Origin of the sequence: Burkholderia sp. Bp8992, from assembly GCF_003853705.1 — a bacterium.
Classification (GTDB): Bacteria; Pseudomonadota; Gammaproteobacteria; order Burkholderiales; family Burkholderiaceae; genus Burkholderia.
On sequence record NZ_QTQI01000007.1, the window covers coordinates 163,840 to 181,106 of the forward strand.

The 17,267-nt window shown below is 69.3% G+C and carries 17 protein-coding genes; 8 read left to right on the top strand and 9 right to left on the bottom strand.

Annotated elements, in window-relative coordinates:
* The first annotated feature begins 6 nt into the window (after nt 1–6).
* Entirely contained in the window at nt 7–1,197 is a 1,191-nt protein-coding gene (prpF, locus tag DIE03_RS13390) for a 2-methylaconitate cis-trans isomerase PrpF (protein WP_124450935.1), read from the top strand.
* A gap of 58 nt (nt 1,198–1,255) precedes the next feature.
* Here the strand turns inward: prpF and DIE03_RS13395 are convergent, their stop codons facing one another.
* The 7 genes from DIE03_RS13395 to DIE03_RS13425 all read right to left on the bottom strand — a co-directional run bounded on the left by DIE03_RS13395 (nt 1,256) and on the right by DIE03_RS13425 (nt 8,784).
* The gene (locus DIE03_RS13395) at nt 1,256–2,194 is read right to left on the bottom strand and encodes an alpha/beta hydrolase (protein ID WP_124450937.1); all 939 of its coding nucleotides are present in this window, start codon (nt 2,192–2,194) and stop codon (nt 1,256–1,258) included.
* A 37-nt stretch (nt 2,195–2,231) separates the two neighbouring features.
* Nucleotides 2,232–3,386 (bottom strand): acyl-CoA dehydrogenase family protein, encoded by a 1,155-nt coding sequence (locus tag DIE03_RS13400; RefSeq protein ID WP_124450939.1) that lies wholly within the window; start codon nt 3,384–3,386, stop codon nt 2,232–2,234.
* A gap of 38 nt (nt 3,387–3,424) precedes the next feature.
* On the bottom strand, nt 3,425–4,747 hold the full coding sequence (locus DIE03_RS13405) for an MFS transporter (RefSeq protein ID WP_124450940.1): 1,323 nt from the start codon (nt 4,745–4,747) through the stop codon (nt 3,425–3,427).
* A 10-nt stretch (nt 4,748–4,757) separates the two neighbouring features.
* Nucleotides 4,758–5,810 carry a porin gene (locus DIE03_RS13410; RefSeq protein WP_124450942.1) on the bottom strand — a complete coding sequence of 351 codons (1,053 nt, stop codon included), beginning with the start codon at nt 5,808–5,810 and terminating at the stop codon, nt 4,758–4,760.
* Between the two features lie 87 nt (nt 5,811–5,897).
* Nucleotides 5,898–6,698: an enoyl-CoA hydratase/isomerase family protein gene (locus DIE03_RS13415; RefSeq protein ID WP_124450944.1), complete on the bottom strand. Its 801-nt coding sequence runs from the start codon at nt 6,696–6,698 to the stop codon at nt 5,898–5,900.
* Nucleotides 6,695–7,915 carry a CaiB/BaiF CoA-transferase family protein gene (locus DIE03_RS13420; protein WP_124450946.1) on the bottom strand — a complete coding sequence of 407 codons (1,221 nt, stop codon included), beginning with the start codon at nt 7,913–7,915 and terminating at the stop codon, nt 6,695–6,697. The genes DIE03_RS13415 and DIE03_RS13420 overlap by 4 nt, the downstream gene beginning before the upstream one ends.
* 86 nt (nt 7,916–8,001) lie before the next feature.
* On the bottom strand, nt 8,002–8,784 hold the full coding sequence (locus DIE03_RS13425; protein WP_124450948.1) for a crotonase/enoyl-CoA hydratase family protein: 783 nt from the start codon (nt 8,782–8,784) through the stop codon (nt 8,002–8,004).
* Between the two features lie 134 nt (nt 8,785–8,918).
* Here DIE03_RS13425 and DIE03_RS13430 point away from each other — a divergent pair, with 134 nt between their 5' ends.
* The 4 genes from DIE03_RS13430 to DIE03_RS13445 all read left to right on the top strand — a co-directional run bounded on the left by DIE03_RS13430 (nt 8,919) and on the right by DIE03_RS13445 (nt 11,477).
* The gene (locus DIE03_RS13430) at nt 8,919–9,686 is read left to right on the top strand and encodes an IclR family transcriptional regulator (protein ID WP_124450950.1); all 768 of its coding nucleotides are present in this window, start codon (nt 8,919–8,921) and stop codon (nt 9,684–9,686) included.
* Between the two features lie 89 nt (nt 9,687–9,775).
* Entirely contained in the window at nt 9,776–10,828 is a 1,053-nt protein-coding gene (locus DIE03_RS13435) for a CaiB/BaiF CoA-transferase family protein (protein WP_124450952.1), read from the top strand.
* Between the two features lie 129 nt (nt 10,829–10,957).
* Nucleotides 10,958–11,206 (top strand): type II toxin-antitoxin system Phd/YefM family antitoxin, encoded by a 249-nt coding sequence (locus tag DIE03_RS13440; protein WP_124450954.1) that lies wholly within the window; start codon nt 10,958–10,960, stop codon nt 11,204–11,206.
* Nucleotides 11,196–11,477 (top strand): type II toxin-antitoxin system RelE/ParE family toxin, encoded by a 282-nt coding sequence (locus DIE03_RS13445; protein ID WP_124450956.1) that lies wholly within the window; start codon nt 11,196–11,198, stop codon nt 11,475–11,477. Before DIE03_RS13440 ends, DIE03_RS13445 begins: the two co-directional genes overlap by 11 nt.
* A 40-nt stretch (nt 11,478–11,517) precedes the next feature.
* On the opposite strand, the gene DIE03_RS13450 is transcribed toward DIE03_RS13445, so the two are convergent.
* A complete protein-coding gene (locus DIE03_RS13450) occupies nt 11,518–11,961 on the bottom strand; it encodes a PaaI family thioesterase (protein WP_011353771.1) in 444 nt (147 codons plus the stop codon).
* A gap of 270 nt (nt 11,962–12,231) precedes the next feature.
* On the opposite strand from DIE03_RS13450, the gene DIE03_RS13455 reads away from it, so the two are divergent.
* A complete protein-coding gene (locus DIE03_RS13455; protein ID WP_124450958.1) occupies nt 12,232–13,851 on the top strand; it encodes a methyl-accepting chemotaxis protein in 1,620 nt (539 codons plus the stop codon).
* Here the strand turns inward: DIE03_RS13455 and DIE03_RS13460 are convergent.
* Nucleotides 13,824–14,933 (bottom strand): AGE family epimerase/isomerase, encoded by a 1,110-nt coding sequence (locus DIE03_RS13460; protein WP_124450960.1) that lies wholly within the window; start codon nt 14,931–14,933, stop codon nt 13,824–13,826. The genes DIE03_RS13455 and DIE03_RS13460 overlap by 28 nt on opposite strands.
* Before the next feature lie 115 nt (nt 14,934–15,048).
* Between DIE03_RS13460 and DIE03_RS13465 the strand changes: the two genes are divergently transcribed.
* Nucleotides 15,049–15,747, top strand: coding sequence for an MgtC/SapB family protein (locus tag DIE03_RS13465; RefSeq protein WP_124450962.1), 699 nt, complete (start codon nt 15,049–15,051; stop codon nt 15,745–15,747).
* Between the two features lie 92 nt (nt 15,748–15,839).
* Nucleotides 15,840–17,216 carry a flagellar hook-length control protein FliK gene (locus DIE03_RS13470; protein WP_124450964.1) on the top strand — a complete coding sequence of 459 codons (1,377 nt, stop codon included), beginning with the start codon at nt 15,840–15,842 and terminating at the stop codon, nt 17,214–17,216.
* The last annotated feature ends 51 nt before the right edge of the window (nt 17,217–17,267 follow it).

Consider the following 17,267-nt stretch of genomic DNA (forward strand, 5'->3'; position numbering starts at 1 on the left):
GCAAACATGGCTCACATTCCTCAAATCAGGATTCCCGCGACCTATATGCGCGGCGGCACCAGCAAGGGCGTGTTCTTCCGGCTGCAGGACCTGCCGGATGCCGCGCAGGCGCCGGGCGCCGCGCGCGACGCGCTGCTGCTGCGCGTGATCGGCAGCCCCGATCCATACGGCAAGCAGATCGACGGGATGGGCGGCGCGACGTCGTCCACCAGCAAGACGGTGATCGTGTCGAAGAGCACGCGGCCCGGGCACGACGTCGACTACCTGTTCGGGCAGGTCGCGATCGACCGCGCGTTCGTCGACTGGACCGGCAACTGCGGCAACCTGTCGGCGGCCGTCGGCCCGTTCGCGATCAGCGGCGGGCTCGTCGATCCGGCGCGCGTGCCGCGTGACGGCGTCGCGACCGTGCGGATCTGGCAGGCGAACATCGGCAAGACGATCATTGCCCATGTGCCGATCACGAACGGCGCGGTGCAGGAGACGGGCGACTTCGAACTGGACGGCGTCACGTTCCCGGCCGCCGAAGTGCAGCTCGAATTCATGGATCCGGCCGCCGAGGAAGAAGGCGCGGGCGGCTCGATGTTCCCGACCGGCAACCTCGTCGACGATCTGGCCGTGCCGGGCATCGGCACGCTGAAGGCGACGATGATCAACGCGGGCATCCCGACGATCTTCGTCGACGCGGAAGCGATCGGCTACACGGGCACGGAGCTGCAGGACGCGATCAACGGCGATGCGAAGGCGCTCGAGAAGTTCGAGACGATCCGCGCGCACGGCGCGCTGCGCATGGGCCTGATCGATACGCTCGACGAAATCGCGACGCGGCAGCACACGCCGAAGATCGCGTTCGTCGCGAAGCCGGCCGACTATGTCGCGTCGAGCGGCAAGCGCGTGAACGCGGCCGACGTCGACCTGCTGGTGCGCGCGATGTCGATGGGCAAGCTGCATCACGCGATGATGGGCACGGCGGCGGTGGCGATCGGCACGGCCGCGGCGATCCCCGGCACGCTCGTCAATCTGGCGGCCGGTGGCGGCGAACGCAACGCGGTGCGCTTCGGCCATCCGTCGGGCACGCTGCGCGTCGGCGCGGAAGCGCAGCGCGAGAACGGCGAGTGGACCGTCACGAAGGCGATCATGAGCCGCAGCGCGCGCGTGCTGATGGAAGGCTGGGTGCGGGTGCCGGGGGATGCGTTCTGAGCGTTGCCGGTTACGGCGATGGCGATGCGGGCGGCTTCGGCCGCCCGCGTCGTTTGCGTCAGCCGTGCAGGAAGCGGCGCAGCGCGTCGTGGCTCAGGCGGCGTGCCGTTTCGGATACGCGCGCACCGGGCACGATGTCGAAGCCGTGTACGCCGCCGGGCAGCACGTGCAGCTCGGTCGGTACGCCCGCGCGGAGCAGGCGCTGCGCGTAGTCGAGATTTTCGTCGACGAACAGATCGAGCGAGCCGACCGACAGGAACGTGGGCGGCAGGCCGTCGAGCCGCGTGGCGCGTGCAGCGGCCGCGTACGGCGACACGCCGTCGATGCCCGGCGCGTGACCGAGCAACGAGGTCCAGCCGAACCGGTTGTTGGCTGCATGCCAGACGAATTCGCCGGCATGCGGATGCGGCGGGCGCGTGCAGGTGCGATCGTCGAGCATCGGATAGACCAGATGCTGGAACGCGAGCCGGTACTCGCCGCGGTCGCGGGCCAGCAGCGCCAGCGCGGCGGCGAGCCCGCCGCCCGCACTTTCGCCTGCCACGCCGATGCGCGATGCGTCGATGCCGAGCGCGTCGGCATCGCGGAAGACCCATGCGAGCGCCGCGTAGCAATCCTCGATCGCGCCGGGAAACACGGTTTCCGGCGCGAGCCGGTAGTCGATCGAGATCAGCGCGCAGCCGAGCTGCGTCACGAGTGACCGATGAACCGCCTCGAGATCCTTCGCCTTGCCGCGCACGAAGCCGCCGCCGTGCATGTGGACGATTGCCGGGAGCGGGCGCGCGTGATCGTCGGGCAGGTAGACGAGCACCGGGACGTCCGGCGCGCCGGCCGGACCGGGCACCGTGCGGCGTTCGAGCGTGCTGCCGGCAAGGTCGGGCGGCGGCAGCGGCAGCACGCGTTCGCGCGACTGCGCAAGGTTGTCGATGCCGAGCGTGACGGTCGGCCAGGTCTCGAGCAGCGGGCGGATTTCGGGATCGACGAGGTGCAGGGTGTCCAACGCGTAGCTCCATCGTGAAGGTGGGGGCGCGCCGTGGTCAGAGTGCGCTGCGCGCGATGACCCAACGGTGCACCTCGGTCGGGCCTTCGAAGATGCGCATCAACCGCGCCTCGCTGGCCATCTGCTGCAACGGCATTTCCTTCGTCATGCCCATCGCGCCGAGCGTCTGCATCGCATGGTCGATGACGCTCGATGCCATTTCGGTGGCGAACACCTTGACCATCGAGATCTGCGTGCGCGCATCCTGTCCGGCATCCACGCGCGCAGCCGCTTCGTAGGTCATGAGGCGGCACGCGTGGATCTGCGTGAGCGCGTCGGCGACCCACCACTGGACCGCCTGGCGCTCCGCGAGCGGCACGCCGAAAGTCTTGCGCTGTTTCGCATGGTCGCACAGCATCGCGACCGCGCGCTCGGCGCGGCCGATGCACCATGCGGCCATCTCCAGCCGCCGGTTCGCGAGCCGCGCCTGCATCGGCGCGAAGCCGGCGCCTTCCGCGCCCAGCAACTGCGCGGCGGGGAGGCGACAGTCCTCCAGCACGATTTCGTAGGTCGACAGCCCGCCGATCATCGGGATCCGCCGTTCGATGACGAAGCCCGGCGTGTCGCGATCGACGATGAACGCCGTCATGCCGCCGCGCTTGCCCTTGCTTCGATCGGTGAGCGCCATCACGATCGTCCAGTCGGCCTCGGGCGCGTGGCTGATCCAGATCTTCCGTCCGTTCAGCACCCAGCTGTCGCCGTCGCGCACGGCCGTCGTCGACAGCGCACCCGGATCCGAGCCGGCGCCCGGCTCGGAGATCGCCATCGCGGCGCGCGTGGCGCCGCGTGCGTACGGTTCGAGATAGCGCGCGCGTTGCGCGTCGTCGGCCACTTCGCACAGCATCCGCAGGTTCGGTGAATCGGGCGGCAGGATGTACGGCGTCACGGTCGTGCCGATCGCTTCGTTCACGCCGACCATCGCGACGGCCGGCAGGTCCGAGCCGCCGGCGTCGAGCGGTGCGTCGAGGCCCCACAGGCCGAGTTGCCGGGAACGCTCGTCGAGGTGCGCGCGTTCATCGTCGCGCAGCCCGAAGCGCTGGCCGTCGGCCTCGCGCGCCATCACCGCGGCTTCGAGCGGAATCAGCTCGTCCTTCACGAAACGTGCGACGAGATCGCGGATCATCCGGTGTTCGAGTTCAAGGTCGAAATTCATGGGAGTCGATGAGTGTGAGGTAGGAGAGGCGGATGCCATCAGCCGGCATGCACGGGAGCCGATGCCCTGGCCCGTAGCGTGCCGAGCAGCGCGATGGCGCCGGCCGCGAGCAGCGCGGCGTTGAAATAGAGCCCGCCGCGCATCGACCCGGTGGCCGTGTTGAGCACGCCCATCAGGAACGGGCTCGCGAACCCGCCGATCGCGCCGGACATCGTGATCGCCGCGATCGCGACCGCCATCGAACGCTTCGGCAGCGCGAGCCCCGGCAGCACCCAGAAAGCGGGCAACGACGCGGCGTGCGTGGCGACCGCGATGCAGAGCGCGATCATCAGGTGCGATGTGCCGCCGACGCTCGCCAGCCCGGCGAGCGCCACCGCGCACGCGAACATCGCGACTGCACCGTGCCCGCGCCACTCGCGCCGGCGCTCGGTGCGCCAGCCCATCGCGAGCATGCCGACGATGCCGCACAGGTACGGCAGCGCGGACAGCAGCCCGATCTGCATCGCGCCATGCAACCCGCCGCGATGCAGGATCACGGGCATCCAGAACACGAGCGCGTAGCCGGCGGCCGCGATCGCGAAATTGGCCGCGCACAGCAGCCAGAAGTCGCGGTGCGCGAGCAGCGACCGCGCCGCGTTTGCGTTCGGCGTGCCGGCTTCGGCCTGCGCGTGCGCGGCGCGCAGTGCGGCCTTGTCGGTATCCGACAGCCAGCGTGCGTCGTCCGGCCGGTCGTCGAGAAAACGCAGCGCGACGAGGCCGAGTACGCTGCTCGGCAGCCCTTCGACGACGAACAGCCATTGCCAGCCGCTCAGGCCGGCGGCGCCGTCGAAGTACGAGAGGATGGCGCCCGACACGGGGCCGGCGATCAGCCCCGCGAGGTACAGCGCGGTCATGAACAGCGCGAACGCCTTCGCGCGTTGCCGCGGCGGATACCACGCGCCGAGATAGAACAGGATGCCGGGGAAGAAGCCGGCCTCGAACACGCCGAGCAGGAAGCGGCACGCGTAGAACTGCGCGGGCGTCGTGACGAACATCGTCGCGGCCGAGCCGAGCCCCCATAGCACCATGATCCGGGCGATCGTCCTGCGTGCGCCGATCCGCGCAAGCAGCGCGTTGCTCGGAATCTCGAACGCCATGTAGCCGATGAAGAAGATGCCCGCGCCGAGCCCGTAGACGGCGTCGGAGAAGTGCAGTTCGGCCGCCATCTGCGCGTGCGCGAATCCGATGTTGATCCGGTCGATGAACGACAGCGTGTAGCAGAGGATCAGGAACGGCAGCAGCCGGCGAGAGATCCGCCGGTAGAGCGCCTGCGTCGCGCGCTCGTCGATGGCGGCCGCGTGAGTGGAAAGGGTTGGGGTCATGGATACTCCGTCAGAAGCGGTGGACGATGCCGAGCGCGAACACCTGCTCGGTGCCGCCCGGTTGCGGCTGCAGGCCGACCACGACCGTGTTGCGGGCGGCGCCGCCGTTCTTCATGTACAGATAGCGCGCGTAGAGCGACGTGCGCTTCGACAGCGGATGGTCGTAGCCGGCGCCGAGCGCGGTCGCGTCGTTCGCCGAGCCTTTCACGTCGCGGCGCACGATCGAGACGAGCAGGCGATCGAGCGCACCGACGTTGATCGATGCGCCGGCGCTCGCGGTCGAGAACGCGGGCAGGTGCGGCGCCGTTCCGACGCCGTACAGGAACGCGGCGTACAGCTTGACGCGCGCGAACGCGTAGTTGGCTGCGAACACGTAGTGTCGCGTCGTCGACGGCGAGACGACGGGCGCCAGGGTGCCGGCCGACGTGTCGCCCTGGAAGCCGGCGCCGAGGTAGAGCCCGCCGATCCGGTACTGGAGCCCGGCGCCGTAGTTGCGCCCGGCCTGCGTCGACAGCGCGTTCGGCGTCGGAAAGCCGTACGTGGCCATCACGCGCAGGCCGTTCCAGTCGGGGCTCAGATACGACGCCGCCTGGTTGAAGCGCGGAATCGGCGGCGTCGTGTTGCTCGTGATCGTGTCCGTCGACGTCGCGAGCAGCGCAAGCGGCGACAGCCGTTCGTTGAGCCCGAACGGATCGCCGTCATAGACGACGTAGAACGCGGGCGTGTATTGCCGGCCGAGCCGGAGGTCGCCGTAGCGCGTGTTCTGCAGCGACACGTAGGCCTGCCGGTAGAACAGCGTGCCGCCCTGGAACGATCCGTCGGCCGGCGAGAAGCCGCTTTCCAGCACGAACTTCGTCGACGTGCCGCCGCCGAGATCCTCGACGCCTGTCAGTCCGAGGCGGCTCGTCGACGAGCCGCCGCCGCTTTGCCGCATGCTCGACAGGCTGCCGATGCGATCGAATTCGACGTAGCTGTCGACGATCCCGTACAGCGTGACCGACGACGCGTGTGCCGACGTGGCGCACAGCACGCACGCTCCGATCAGGAGTGCTTTCCGTTGCATGAAGGTGTCTCCTTTCCATGTCTTTTTTGTGGCGCGCCCGCGTTCTGGGAGCGGTTGCGCGCGTGGTGCCGCCGTGCCGTGTCGGGTTCAGCGCCCCTTGAATACCGGTTTGCGCTTCTCGAGGAACGCGCGGGCACCTTCGATCCGGTCCTCGCTCGCATAGACGTCGGGGCCGACGTCCAGCCGCAGCGCAGCGGCCACCGGCAGCCCCTGGCTGCGCGTCGCGGTTTCCTTGATGCGGCGGATCGTGAGCGGCGCGTTAGCGGCGATCGTCTGCGCCAGTTCGCGCACGGTGTCGTCGAGTGCGGCGCCGGGGACGACGCGGTTCAGCAAGCCGGCGCGCTGCGCTTCTTCGGCATCGAAGCGGCGGCCCGTGAACAGCAGCTCCATCGCGATCGCGCGCGGCAGCATGAGCGGCAGCAGTACGCTCGCGAAGTTCGCACCCATCCCGACCCGCGCTTCGGGCAGCGCGAAGGTCGCGTGATCGGCCGCGATCCGCAGGTCGCACGCGAGCGCGATTTCGCAGCCGCCGCCGATGGCGTGGCCGTTGATTGCCGCGATCGTCGGCTTGCGCAGTTCGAGGATCAGCTCGTGCACGTTGCGGGCGAGCCCGCGCATTGGCTGCATCCCACGTATCTCGGGATCGCCGAGATCGACGCCCGCGCTGAACGCGCGTTCGCCCGCGCCGCGGATCACGATGACGCGGATCGTCGGGTTGTCGTCGAGCGTGACGAGTTCGTCGCACAGGCGCCGGATCGCTTCGGCGGACAGCGCATTGGCGACATGTGGACGATGGATCGTCAGCCATGCGATGCCGTCGTCGTCGTTGCGCAGGATCGACGGCGCGTCGTCGCCCGTCAGCGAGGAAAACGAGCCGGATGCGCTCATGACGTGCTCCCGGTGGCGTCGGCGCGCGTGTCGTGGAGCACGCCTGCCAGCCGCAGCGCATCCCGGCGCGCCGCGTCGATGCCGAGCGCGTCGAGCACGGCGTCAGTATCGGCGGCGAACGACTGGGGCGGCCGGCGTATCGAGCCGGGCGTGCGCGACAGTTTGGCCGGAACGCCCGCGCCGGTATACGTGTCGCTCTTGATGAACATCGCGTTGCGGGCCGCCTGCGGATGGTTGAAACCATCGGCGATGGTGTTGACCGGCCCCGTCGCGACGCCGGCGCGCATCAGTCGATCGACGACCTCGTCGGCGGGCAGCTCGCCGGTCAACTGCCCGATCAGCGCGTCGAGCGCATCGCGGTGCGCGACGCGCTGCGCGTTGGTCGCGAAACGCGGATCGCGGGCGAGCTCGGGCACGCCGAGCGCTTCGACCATCCTTGCGAACGTGCGGTTGTTGCCGGCGCCCGTTGCGACCGGCTTGTCCTTGCACGGATAGACGCCGTACGGCGCGATCGCGGCATAGACGTTACCCGTCGCGACGGGCACCTCGCCGGTCGCCATCCAGCTCGTGCTGACCGGATGCAGCATCGACAGCGCGGTGCTGAACAGGTCGATGTCGACATGCTGCCCGAGACCGGAGCGCGTTCGTTCGACCAGCGCCAGCAGGACGCTCGACACGGCACTCAGGCCGGCCGCAAAATCGACGACAGGAAACGGCACCTTGAGCGGCACGCCGCCCGGCTCGCCGTTGATCGACATGAAGCCGGCGAGGCCCTGCGCGACGGCGTCGTAGCCCGGAAACCGCGCGAGCGGGCCGTCGGTGCCGTATCCGGAGATCGAGCAGTGGACGAGGCGCGGGAAGCGTTCGCGCAGGCAGTCTTCGTAGCCCATGCCCCAGCGTTCGAGCGTGCCCTGCTTGAAGTTGTCGATCAGCACGTCGGCTGTTTCGAGCAGACGGAACAGCACGTCGCGTCCGTCGGGATGCGACAGGTCGAGCGCGAGATTGCGCTTGTTGCGGTTGAGTCCCCAGTAGTAGCTGGACAGGCCGTTCGGCATCGCGGGCCCCCAGTCGCGCGTTTCGTCGCCCTGCGGCGGTTCGATCTTGATGACGTCCGCGCCGTGGTCGGCGAGCGTCTGCGCGCAGAACGGTCCCGCATAGACGCGGCTCAGGTCCACCACACGCACGCCTGCGAGCGCGCCTTCGTTACTGCTGGTCATGACGATGTCTCCTTCGATGTGGATTCGATGCGCCGGCAGGCCGGCACGCACCGGCTGCGCGGCCGTGATGCGTCGCGGTCGCGGGTTCAGCCGCGTGCGGCGAACAGTGCGTTGACCGCCGCGCGATGTTCAGGGGTCGCGTGCGCGAACGCCTGGTACGACGCGGACAGGTCGAGCAGCGTCTCGAGACTCGCGTGGCGGCCTTCGCGCAGCAGCCGCTTGGTCAGGCGCAGCGCGGTGCCTGAATGACGGGCGATGCGGCCGGCCAGCTCATGGGCGTGCGCGAGGAGATCGCCGTCGGGCACGACGCGCGACACGAGCCCGCAGCGCAACGCTGCCTGCGCGTCCAGCGCATCGCCCGTGAACGACATTTCCGCGGCGACGGCGGCGCCGACGATCTGCGGCAGGAACCATGCGCCGCCGTCGCCGGGCACGAGGCCGAGGGCGATGAAGCTCTCGGCGAAGCGCGCGCGGTCGGCAGCGATGCGGATGTCGCACATGCACGCGAGATCGGTGCCGGCGCCGATCGCCGGGCCGTTGACCGCCGCGATGGCAGGCACTTCGAGATGCTGGAACGCCTGTGCAAGGCGCTGGATCCCGCGGCGATAGCTGGTCCGGATCGCGGCGGGATCGTGCGGGTCCGATTCGATGAACGCGCGCATCGCCTTCACATTGCCGCCCGACGAGAACGTCGTGCCGGCGCCGGTCAGGACCAGCACGCGGATCGATTCGTCGCGGTTCGCGTCGTCGCAGCATTCGGTCAGTGAGTCGATCGCATCGGTGTCCGAAATGGCGTTGCGGGTTTCGGGACGGTTCATCGTGACGGTCAGGATCGGGCCCTGCCGTTCACGGATCAGAAAGGCTGCCATGGTGTCTCCGTGTGTTCCGTGCCGCGGGACTTCACGCCGCGGGCCGAAGCCTAGTATCGTCACGACGGTTGGCGGCGGGAAATTCCGTTCCACATATGTGGAAGGCCCGTCCCGGTAGCTGCGGAGAGGGCGGGATGAGCGGAAACGTGGTCAAGAGCGCGGCGCGCGTGTTCGAGGTGCTGGAACTCTTCAGCACCTTGCAGAGGCCGCTGAGCGTGCGCGAGATCGCCACGCGCTGCGGGTATCCGGGGTCGAGCGCGGCGGCGCTGCTGACCAGCATGAAGGCACTCGGCTATCTCGCGTACGACGACGCCACTCACGCGTATGCGCCTACGGCACGGCTCGTCAATCTCGGCGAGGCGCTGGTCGATTCGGCGGCCGGCAGCCGGCGACACTGGCATGCCGTCGCGAAGCGGCTGGCGGCACGCACGCACGAGGCAGTCGTGATCGCGGTGCAGAGCGATCTGTACGTGCAGTACATCGATGCGGTGGAGGGCTCTCATACGATTCCGATCCAGTTCTACGCGCCGATCGGCACGCGTCGCGAGATCTGCATGTCGGGGCTCGGCTGGGCGCTGCTGAGCCTTCAGCCGGACAGCGCGATCCGCCGGCTCGTGTCGCGCAGCATCCGCCGGATCGGGAAGTCGGGCAGGACGATCGACGAGGATGTCGTGCTCGACAAGGTCGAACAGACGCGCCGGCTCGGCTACTCGTATTCGGCACATACGGTCACGCAGGGCGCCGCGATGATCTCGATGGTGATCGCGGACGGCTGGAACGGCCTGCCGCTGGCGATGGGGGTGGCCGGGCCCGTCGAGCGGATCGACGCGCGTCGCGACGCGATCGTGAAGGCGATGCGGGAGGCGCTGGACGCGCAGCGTCGGGATGCGGCGGCTGGCTGATCGGACGAGGCGGACGCGCGCAGGCATTCGCATAGAATCGGGAGGTTTCGCCGCTCTTGTGCCGGCTGCATTTCAGCGAGGTCGTCGCCATGTCATTGAACGCGCCGCTTGCCGGCATCCACATCGTCGAATTCGAAGGTCTCGGCCCCGGCCCGCTCGCGGGCTGGATGCTCGCCGGGATGGGCGCGCGGATCACGCTGATCGCGCGCCCGTCTGGCCGCACGAGCGCGCCGGATGCGCTGCGGGCCCGCGACGGCGACCTGCTGCGCGAAGGCAAGACGATCGTCGAGCTCGACCTGAAGGCGCCGGCCGGCCGCGCCGCCGCGCTCGACCTGATCGCGCAGGCCGACGCGCTGATCGAGGGCTTGCGGCCCGGCGTGATGGAGCGGCTCGGCCTCGGGCCCGACGATTGCGCGCGCCGCAACCCGAAACTCGTGTACGGGCGGATGACCGGCTGGGGCCAGCACGGCCCGCTCGCGGCCGCGGCCGGGCACGACCTGAACTACGTCGCACTGACGGGGCTGCTGTCGCTGTCCGCGCCGCGCGACGGCCGGCCGGGCGTGCCGCCGACCGTCGTCGGCGATGCGGGCGGCGCGCTCGGGCTCGCGTTCGGGATCGTCTGCGCGTTGCTCGATGTGCTCGGCGGCGGGCCGGGGCGCGTGGTCGACGGCGCGATCGTCGACATCGTGTCGATGCTCGGTTCGCTGGCGCTATGGGCACGCGCGAACGGGCAGCTCGACGGCGCGCAGCCGAGCCTGTTCCACGACGCGCCGTTCTACGACGTGTATCGCTGCGCGGATGGCGAATGCGTGACGATCGGCGCACTCGAGCCGCCGTTCTATGCATTGCTGGTCGAGCGCCTCGGGTTGACCGACATCGATCCCGCGTCGCAGTACGACCGGGCGCGCTGGCCCGCACTGAAGGCGCGTTTCGCGGCAGTGTTCGCGCAGCAGCCGTCCGCGCACTGGCGCGCGCTGCTCGAAGGCACCGACGCGTGCTTCGCGCCGGTGCTGAGCGTGGCTGACGCGGCCGTGCATCCGCACAACGCGGCGCGCGGGATCTATCGGACGGATGAACACGGGAACGTGCGGGCGAGGGTGGCGCCGCGGTTCTTGCCGTTGGCGGGGGAGGAAGCGGAATAGGCGCGGCGTCAGGGAGCCGACTTCCGTTTGTCGATGGCCGGGTGTCGAACGCATCGAGAGTGCCGATTTTGGTACTAAATTTAGTATCAAATCAAGTACAATTGATGTTCGATCGAACAAGGAGCAGATATGCCCCACACCATTCTGGCAAGCGTGACGGCTAGCGTTTCGGAGCTGAAGCGGAATCCGATGGGAACCGTTGCCGCCGGCGAGGGTTTTCCGGTCGCGATCCTGAATCACAACGAACCCGCGTTCTACTGCATTCCCGCGAAGACGTGGGAGGCGATGGTCGAACGTCTGGAAGACATTGAAGACAATGTGTTGGCCGATTCGCGCGCCAGGGAGAAGGTCGTCAAGGTCAAGCTGAATGACCTTTGAACTCGCCTTTCTCGACTCCGCATTGAAGGAGTGGAAGAAGCTCGATCGCTCCGTGCGCGATCAATTCAAGGTCAGGCTCGCCGAACGGCTCGAGCATCCTCGCATCCCGTCAGCCAAATTGCACGGCCACCCGGATCGCTACAAGATCAAGCTGCGCGGTGTCGGTTATCGCCTCGTCTACGAAGTGCGCGACGCGGAAGTCATCGTGCTGGTGGTCGCGGTGGGCCGCCGCGAGCGTGATGCGGTCTATCTGGCTGCGATGAAACGCTAGCGCGACAGGCAGCGCGGCATCGATGCCTGCGCTCGGCAATTCACGCCGTTTCCTCCGGCGCATCCGGCATCTTGCCGTCGCCGACGCGGTTGATCGTGCCTTGCGCGATCGCGACGAGCCGCTCGTGGTCGCCGTCGATGACGAACACATGGCACTGGCACGTCGCCTGATGCCGGCCCGCGTAGACGAGCTTCGCGCGGGCGACGAGCGTGCCGTTCACGGCCGGCCGCAGATAGTTGATCTTGTATTCGGCGGTGATCACGCGCGGGCCGAGCACGAGCGCGCCGGCGAACGTCAGCGCGTTGTCCGCGAGATAGCTGATGACGCCGCCGTGCACGAAACCGTGCTGCTGCCGAAGTTCCTCGCGCACCGGCAGGCACAGCGACACTTCGTTGTCGCCGATATGCATCAGCTCCGTGCCCAGCAGCATGCTGAACGGCTGCGCGCGCAATGCGCCGCGCGCGTGGTCCGTGATGTCGGTCATTGAACTTCCTTCGCAATGAGTGCCCGCTTGCGCTGAACTCTAGGAAGGGGGCTCCGGATAAGCAAGGAAATTCGTCCGCGTTTCGTGCAAATTCAGAAGCGATGCGACGCGATTATTGCGTCAAATACCGAAGATCTCGCGGTTTGCAGGCGATTCCGCGGGGATGCGCGGGCAACGCGAACTTTGCCGCCTTCCATTCCTAAAGTCCGACGAAGAAATGCCGCTAATGCCGGGGCATTGCCTCATCGTCCGCTCTCCAGGAATCTCCCCATGTTCGGAAAAATCAAGCTCGCGTCGGGTCTGCTCGGCGTGTTGACCGTGTTCTGCTTCTTCCTGCTCGCGATCGAAGCGCTCGGCTTCTGGACGCTCACGTCGACGCGCAGCGGCGTCGACGATCTGTCGAACGTCGCGATCGCGCAGGTCGATGCGGCCAGCCGGGCGACCGAGCAACTGCTCGACGCGCGCATCAACCTGTCGCGTGCGGGCACGCGGATGGTGCGCGGCGGCCCGAAGCCGGAAGACATCATCCGCCATGCGGGCGCGTCGCTCGCGCAAGCGGACAAGGCGTTCGCCATGCTGACGGCCGCGCAGGCGGTCGACGACACGAACCGCGCGCGCGTCGCCGCGCTCACCGAGCGCTATCGCGCGCTGCGTGGCGCGCTGGGCGAACTCGTGCAGTTCCTCGACGCCGACAACATCCAGGCCTTCCTCGACCAGCCGACGCAAAGCATCCAGGATGCCTATATCGCCGAACTGCACCGCTTCACCGACTATGGCAGCGCATCGAGCCGCGCGGCCCTCGACACGATCGACGGCGGCATGCGCTGGTTCAAGTCGGTCGGCATCGTGCTGCTGGTGGCGATGCTCGCGGCGAGCGCCGCGATCTACGCGGCTGCACGGCGCGCGGTCGTCGCGCCGCTGGAGGAAGCCGGCCGTCATTTCGAGCGGATCGCGCAGGGCCGGCTCGATGAAGCCGTGCGGGCCGGCGGCGTGTTCGAGATCGACCGCATGCTGCGCGGCCTCGCCACGATGCAGACGAGTATCGCGGGCACCGTGCGCACGGTGCGCCACGCGTCCGACGCGATTCACCTCGGCGCGGGCGAGATCGCGGGCGGCAACGCCGACCTGTCGGCGCGCACGGGCACGCAGGCCGCGTCGCTGGAGGAAACGGCCGCAAGCATGGAGGAACTGACCGCGACGGTCCGGCAGAACACCGACAGTGCACGCGCAGCCAGCGCGCTGGCCGATGCGGCGCTCGAAGCGACGAGCCACGGCGGCGGCGTGGTCGACAGCGTGATCGACCGGATGCGCGGCATCGCGCAGAGCTCGGGGCGGATCGCGGAGATCATCTCGGTGATCGACGGCATTGCCTTCCAGACCAACATCCTCGCGCTGAACGCGGCGGTCGAGGCCGCGCGGGCCGGCGAGCAGGGGCGCGGTTTCGCGGTGGTCGCGGGCGAAGTGCGCTCGCTCGCACAGCGCAGCGCGCAGTCGGCGAAGGAGATCAAGGCGCTGATCGAAGATTCGGTCGCGCAGATCAACGGCGGCGCGGAGCTCGTGGAGCGCGCCGGCGACGCGATGCGGACGGTGTCGGCGTCGATCACGCGCGTCGTGCAGACGATGTCGGAGATCACTGCGGCGTCGGTCGAGCAGACCGTCGGGATCGAGCAGGTAAACCAGGCCGTCACGCAGATGGACCAGCTGACGCAGCAGAACGCGGCGCTGGTCGAGGAAGTCGCGGCGGCGGCCGCGTCGCTGAACGACCAGACCGCGCACCTGATGCAGGCGGTGTCGGTGTTCGAGCTGGGTGACGGACGCGCCGCGCACGGCGAGCGCGCGGCGCCGTCGTTCGCCGGGACGCCTTACGAACCGGCCGGCAGCGCCGCGTAGGCGGTCGCGAGGTGGTAGGGCGTCGTCGACGGCATGTCGGCGCGCGCGACCTGCCCGTCCGCCGTCTTGCACTCGAACCAGCCGCGCGGATGCAGGAAGCGCGCGGCGAACCGCTCGATCTGCCGCGCGAGCGGCGCGGAGGCCGGCGTGCCGCCGTGCGTCGCGAGCGCACGCAGGTATTCGGTCTGCGCCCAGATCCGCTGCGTGCCGTCGATGCACGCGCCTTGCGCGTCGAGCGCCGCGCACACGCCGCCCGTCTGCGGATCGACGCCGTATTGCTCGGCGAACGCGAACGCGCGCGACAGCGCGGCGGGAAGGCCCGTCTGCGCGAGTCGCGTGCCGGCCGCATCGACCAGGTAAAACCACTCGAACTGATGGCCGGGCTCGAAACGGTTGTCGGCCGCCCCGAGCGGCAACTCGGCGACGCAGCCGGTCGCCGCATCGACGAACGTGCGCTCGACGGCGTGCGCGGTGCGCGCGAGCGCGTCGTCGAACGCCGCGTCGCCGAATGCGTCGGCGGCCGCGAGCCACGCTTCGGTCAGGTGCATCAGCGGATTCTGCAGCGCACCGCTGCCGGAGGGCGAGAAATCGGCATGGCGGGCCGCGTCGAGCAGCGCGTCGCCGGGGTGCGGCGCGAAGCGGTCCTGGATCAGCGCGGCGGTTTCCTCGGCCACCGCGCGCGCGGCGGCGTCGCCCGACGCCGCGTGCCAGGCGGCGCACGCGAACACGATGAACGCGTGCGTATAGAGATCCTTGGTCGTATCGAGCGGCGCGCCTTGCGCGTCGACGCTGTAGATCCAGCCGCCGTGGCGCGCGTCGCGGAAGCGCCGGCACAGTGCGTCGAACAGTGTGGCCGCGTGCGCGGAATCGCCGGCCTGCGCGAACACGAACAGTTGCCGCGCGCACGCCATGGCGCGATAGCGGGTGACGGGCAGCGGCGCGTGGGTGGCCGGATCGACGGCCTCGAACGGCAGTTGCAATGTCTGGTCGAACCCTGAACCCCGCCAGATCGGCAAGACGACGTGCGCGAAATGGTGGCGCAGCTGGGCGGCCTGGGCGGAAGCGGAGTCGGAAACGGGCATGACGGGGTTGAGCGCTTGGATCGAAACGTGTCGGCGCGGCCCGGAGGATCGGCGCGGCCGGGGCCAAGGATAAAACATTCCGCGCGGCCGGCACCAGAAAAAGGAGAGAAAGCGGATGCTCAGCAACCTGGAACTCGTGATGCGGCTCGTTCTCGCGGCGGCGCTCGGCAGCGTCATCGGCTTCGAGCGCGAGCGCCTGTCGTGGGCGGCCGGCCTGCGCACGCACATGCTGGTGTGCGTCGGCTCGACGCTGATCATGATCGTGTCGGCGTTCGGTTTTGCCGACGTGCTCGGCCGCAGCGACCACATCGTGCTCGACCCGTCGCGGATCGCCGCGCAGGTCGTGTCGGGCATCGGCTTCCTCGGCGCGGGCTCGATCCTGCTGCGCGGCGAGATCGTGCGCGGGCTGACGACGGCCGCGAGCCTGTGGTCGGTCGCCGCGATCGGCCTCGCGGTGGGCGGCGGGCTCTACGTCGCGTCGATTTCCGCGACGATCATCATCCTGATCATCCTGGCCGGCATCAAGCCGCTGGAGCGGCGCTACTTCACGGTGCGCCAGCGGCGCCAGCTCGCGCTGACGGTCGTGAGCGGCGCCTTGACGTTCGATTCGCTGCACGCGGCGCTCGGCCCGTCGAGTGCGCGCGTGAAGCAGTTCATCGTGCAGCGTGCCGACGACACCGGCGAGCACGACGAAGTGCGCATCGCGCTCGCACGGGTATCGGAACTCGAATACCAGGCGATCTGCGACAAGCTGCGTGCGCTGAAGGGCGTCACGCGCTTCGAAGAGGGCAACGGGCTGTCGGGCGACGAATAGGCTGAATCGGCAACGGACCATGCGACAATGGCCGATCACCGATTCCGTTCGACATCCGGCTCCGCGCCTGCGGGCCCCGCCATCCGATTTCCATGACCGAATCCGTTTCCTCGCCTCGCCCCCGCTCCCGTTCCATTCGTTCGTCGACCCGTTCCCGCCGGCGCTCGGCCGCTGCCGCGGGCAGCACGTCCGCGAGGGCGACGGCGCGGCCCGGCAATGCGCCGGCCGGCGATGCGCCGCGGGATGAACGGACGCTCGACCTGTTCGGCGATCCGGTGCTCGAGCCGGGCGAGCGTGCGCCGGTTGCGGCGCGCGACGAGGCCGTCGCGGAAGCCGACGCGGCGGCGGGTGCCGCGGACGGGCGCCAAGCCTCGCTGGACGGGTTCAGCGTGCCGGAGGGGGCGGCTGCGGCCTCGGCCGGGCACGCGGAAGCGGGATCGGAAGGTGCGGCGACGCCGGATGTCGTGGTGGCAGGCGAGGGTGTTGCGACGCCGGAAGGTGGTGCGACCGCGAACGTCGACGGCGCATCTGCCGGTGGCGGCGCCACGAAGGCAGCCGATTTGCCTGCGGCCGATGGCGTGGCAACGAAGGCTGGCGTGCCTGCGGCCGACGCCGCCGTGAAGGTGGCGGCCACGCTGCAATCGGCTGATGTCGCTGCGGCGAATGCGGCCGAAGCGCCACCGGCGGATGCCGAAGTCGCGAAGCCGGCCGCCGAGGTGGCGGCCGTCAAATCCCGCGAAGGAAAATCGGCCGGCGATGCCGTGAAGGAGCGCCGCCCGTCGTCGGGCGGCAAACGCCGGGCGGCTGCCGGCGCCAGCGAAGCGGCGCCGATGCAATCCGCGCCGGCTGCGACGAGCGTCGCCGCGGTACCGGAAGCGGCTGAATCGACCGGCTCGCCGGACGTTGCCGCCGCGCCTGCCGCGCCACAGACGCCGGTACAGTCCGCCGAGCCGGCAATTGCCACGAACTCCGCGCCCCCCAGGGAAGCGACCGCGCAGCCTGACATTGCGCCGCCACTCGTTGCCCAGCCTGTGGCTTCCGCTGCGTCCTTCGTCACGAAGCCGTCGGCGGAACGCACGCAACCGGCCGCGCCGGTCTTCGACCCGGACACGCACCTGCGCCCGCTGACCGACCGGTTCGCCGCGCTGCAGGCCGACGTGGACGGCCTGACGCACGCGGCCGATCGCGAGATGCGCCGCGTCAACCGCCTGCTGTTGGCGCTGGCTGTCGTCGTGCTGGCCACGCTCGTCGCGCTGGTGCTGCAAACGCGACAGATCGCGCACCTGAAACAGGACGTGGCCACGAAGCAGCAACGGATCGATCGCCTCGCGGCCGATCTGTCGACGCAGCAGGCGACGCTGATGACGCTCGAGGAACACCACGAAGCGCTCCTGTCGCAAGTCGACCGGCTGCAGCGCACGGCGAACCGCGAGGCGGCCGTCGCGAAGCGTGCTCGTCGCACGCGTTAATCGTTTCGACCCTATCCTGAAAGCCCGACGGAGCAAGGATCGCCGTTCCGC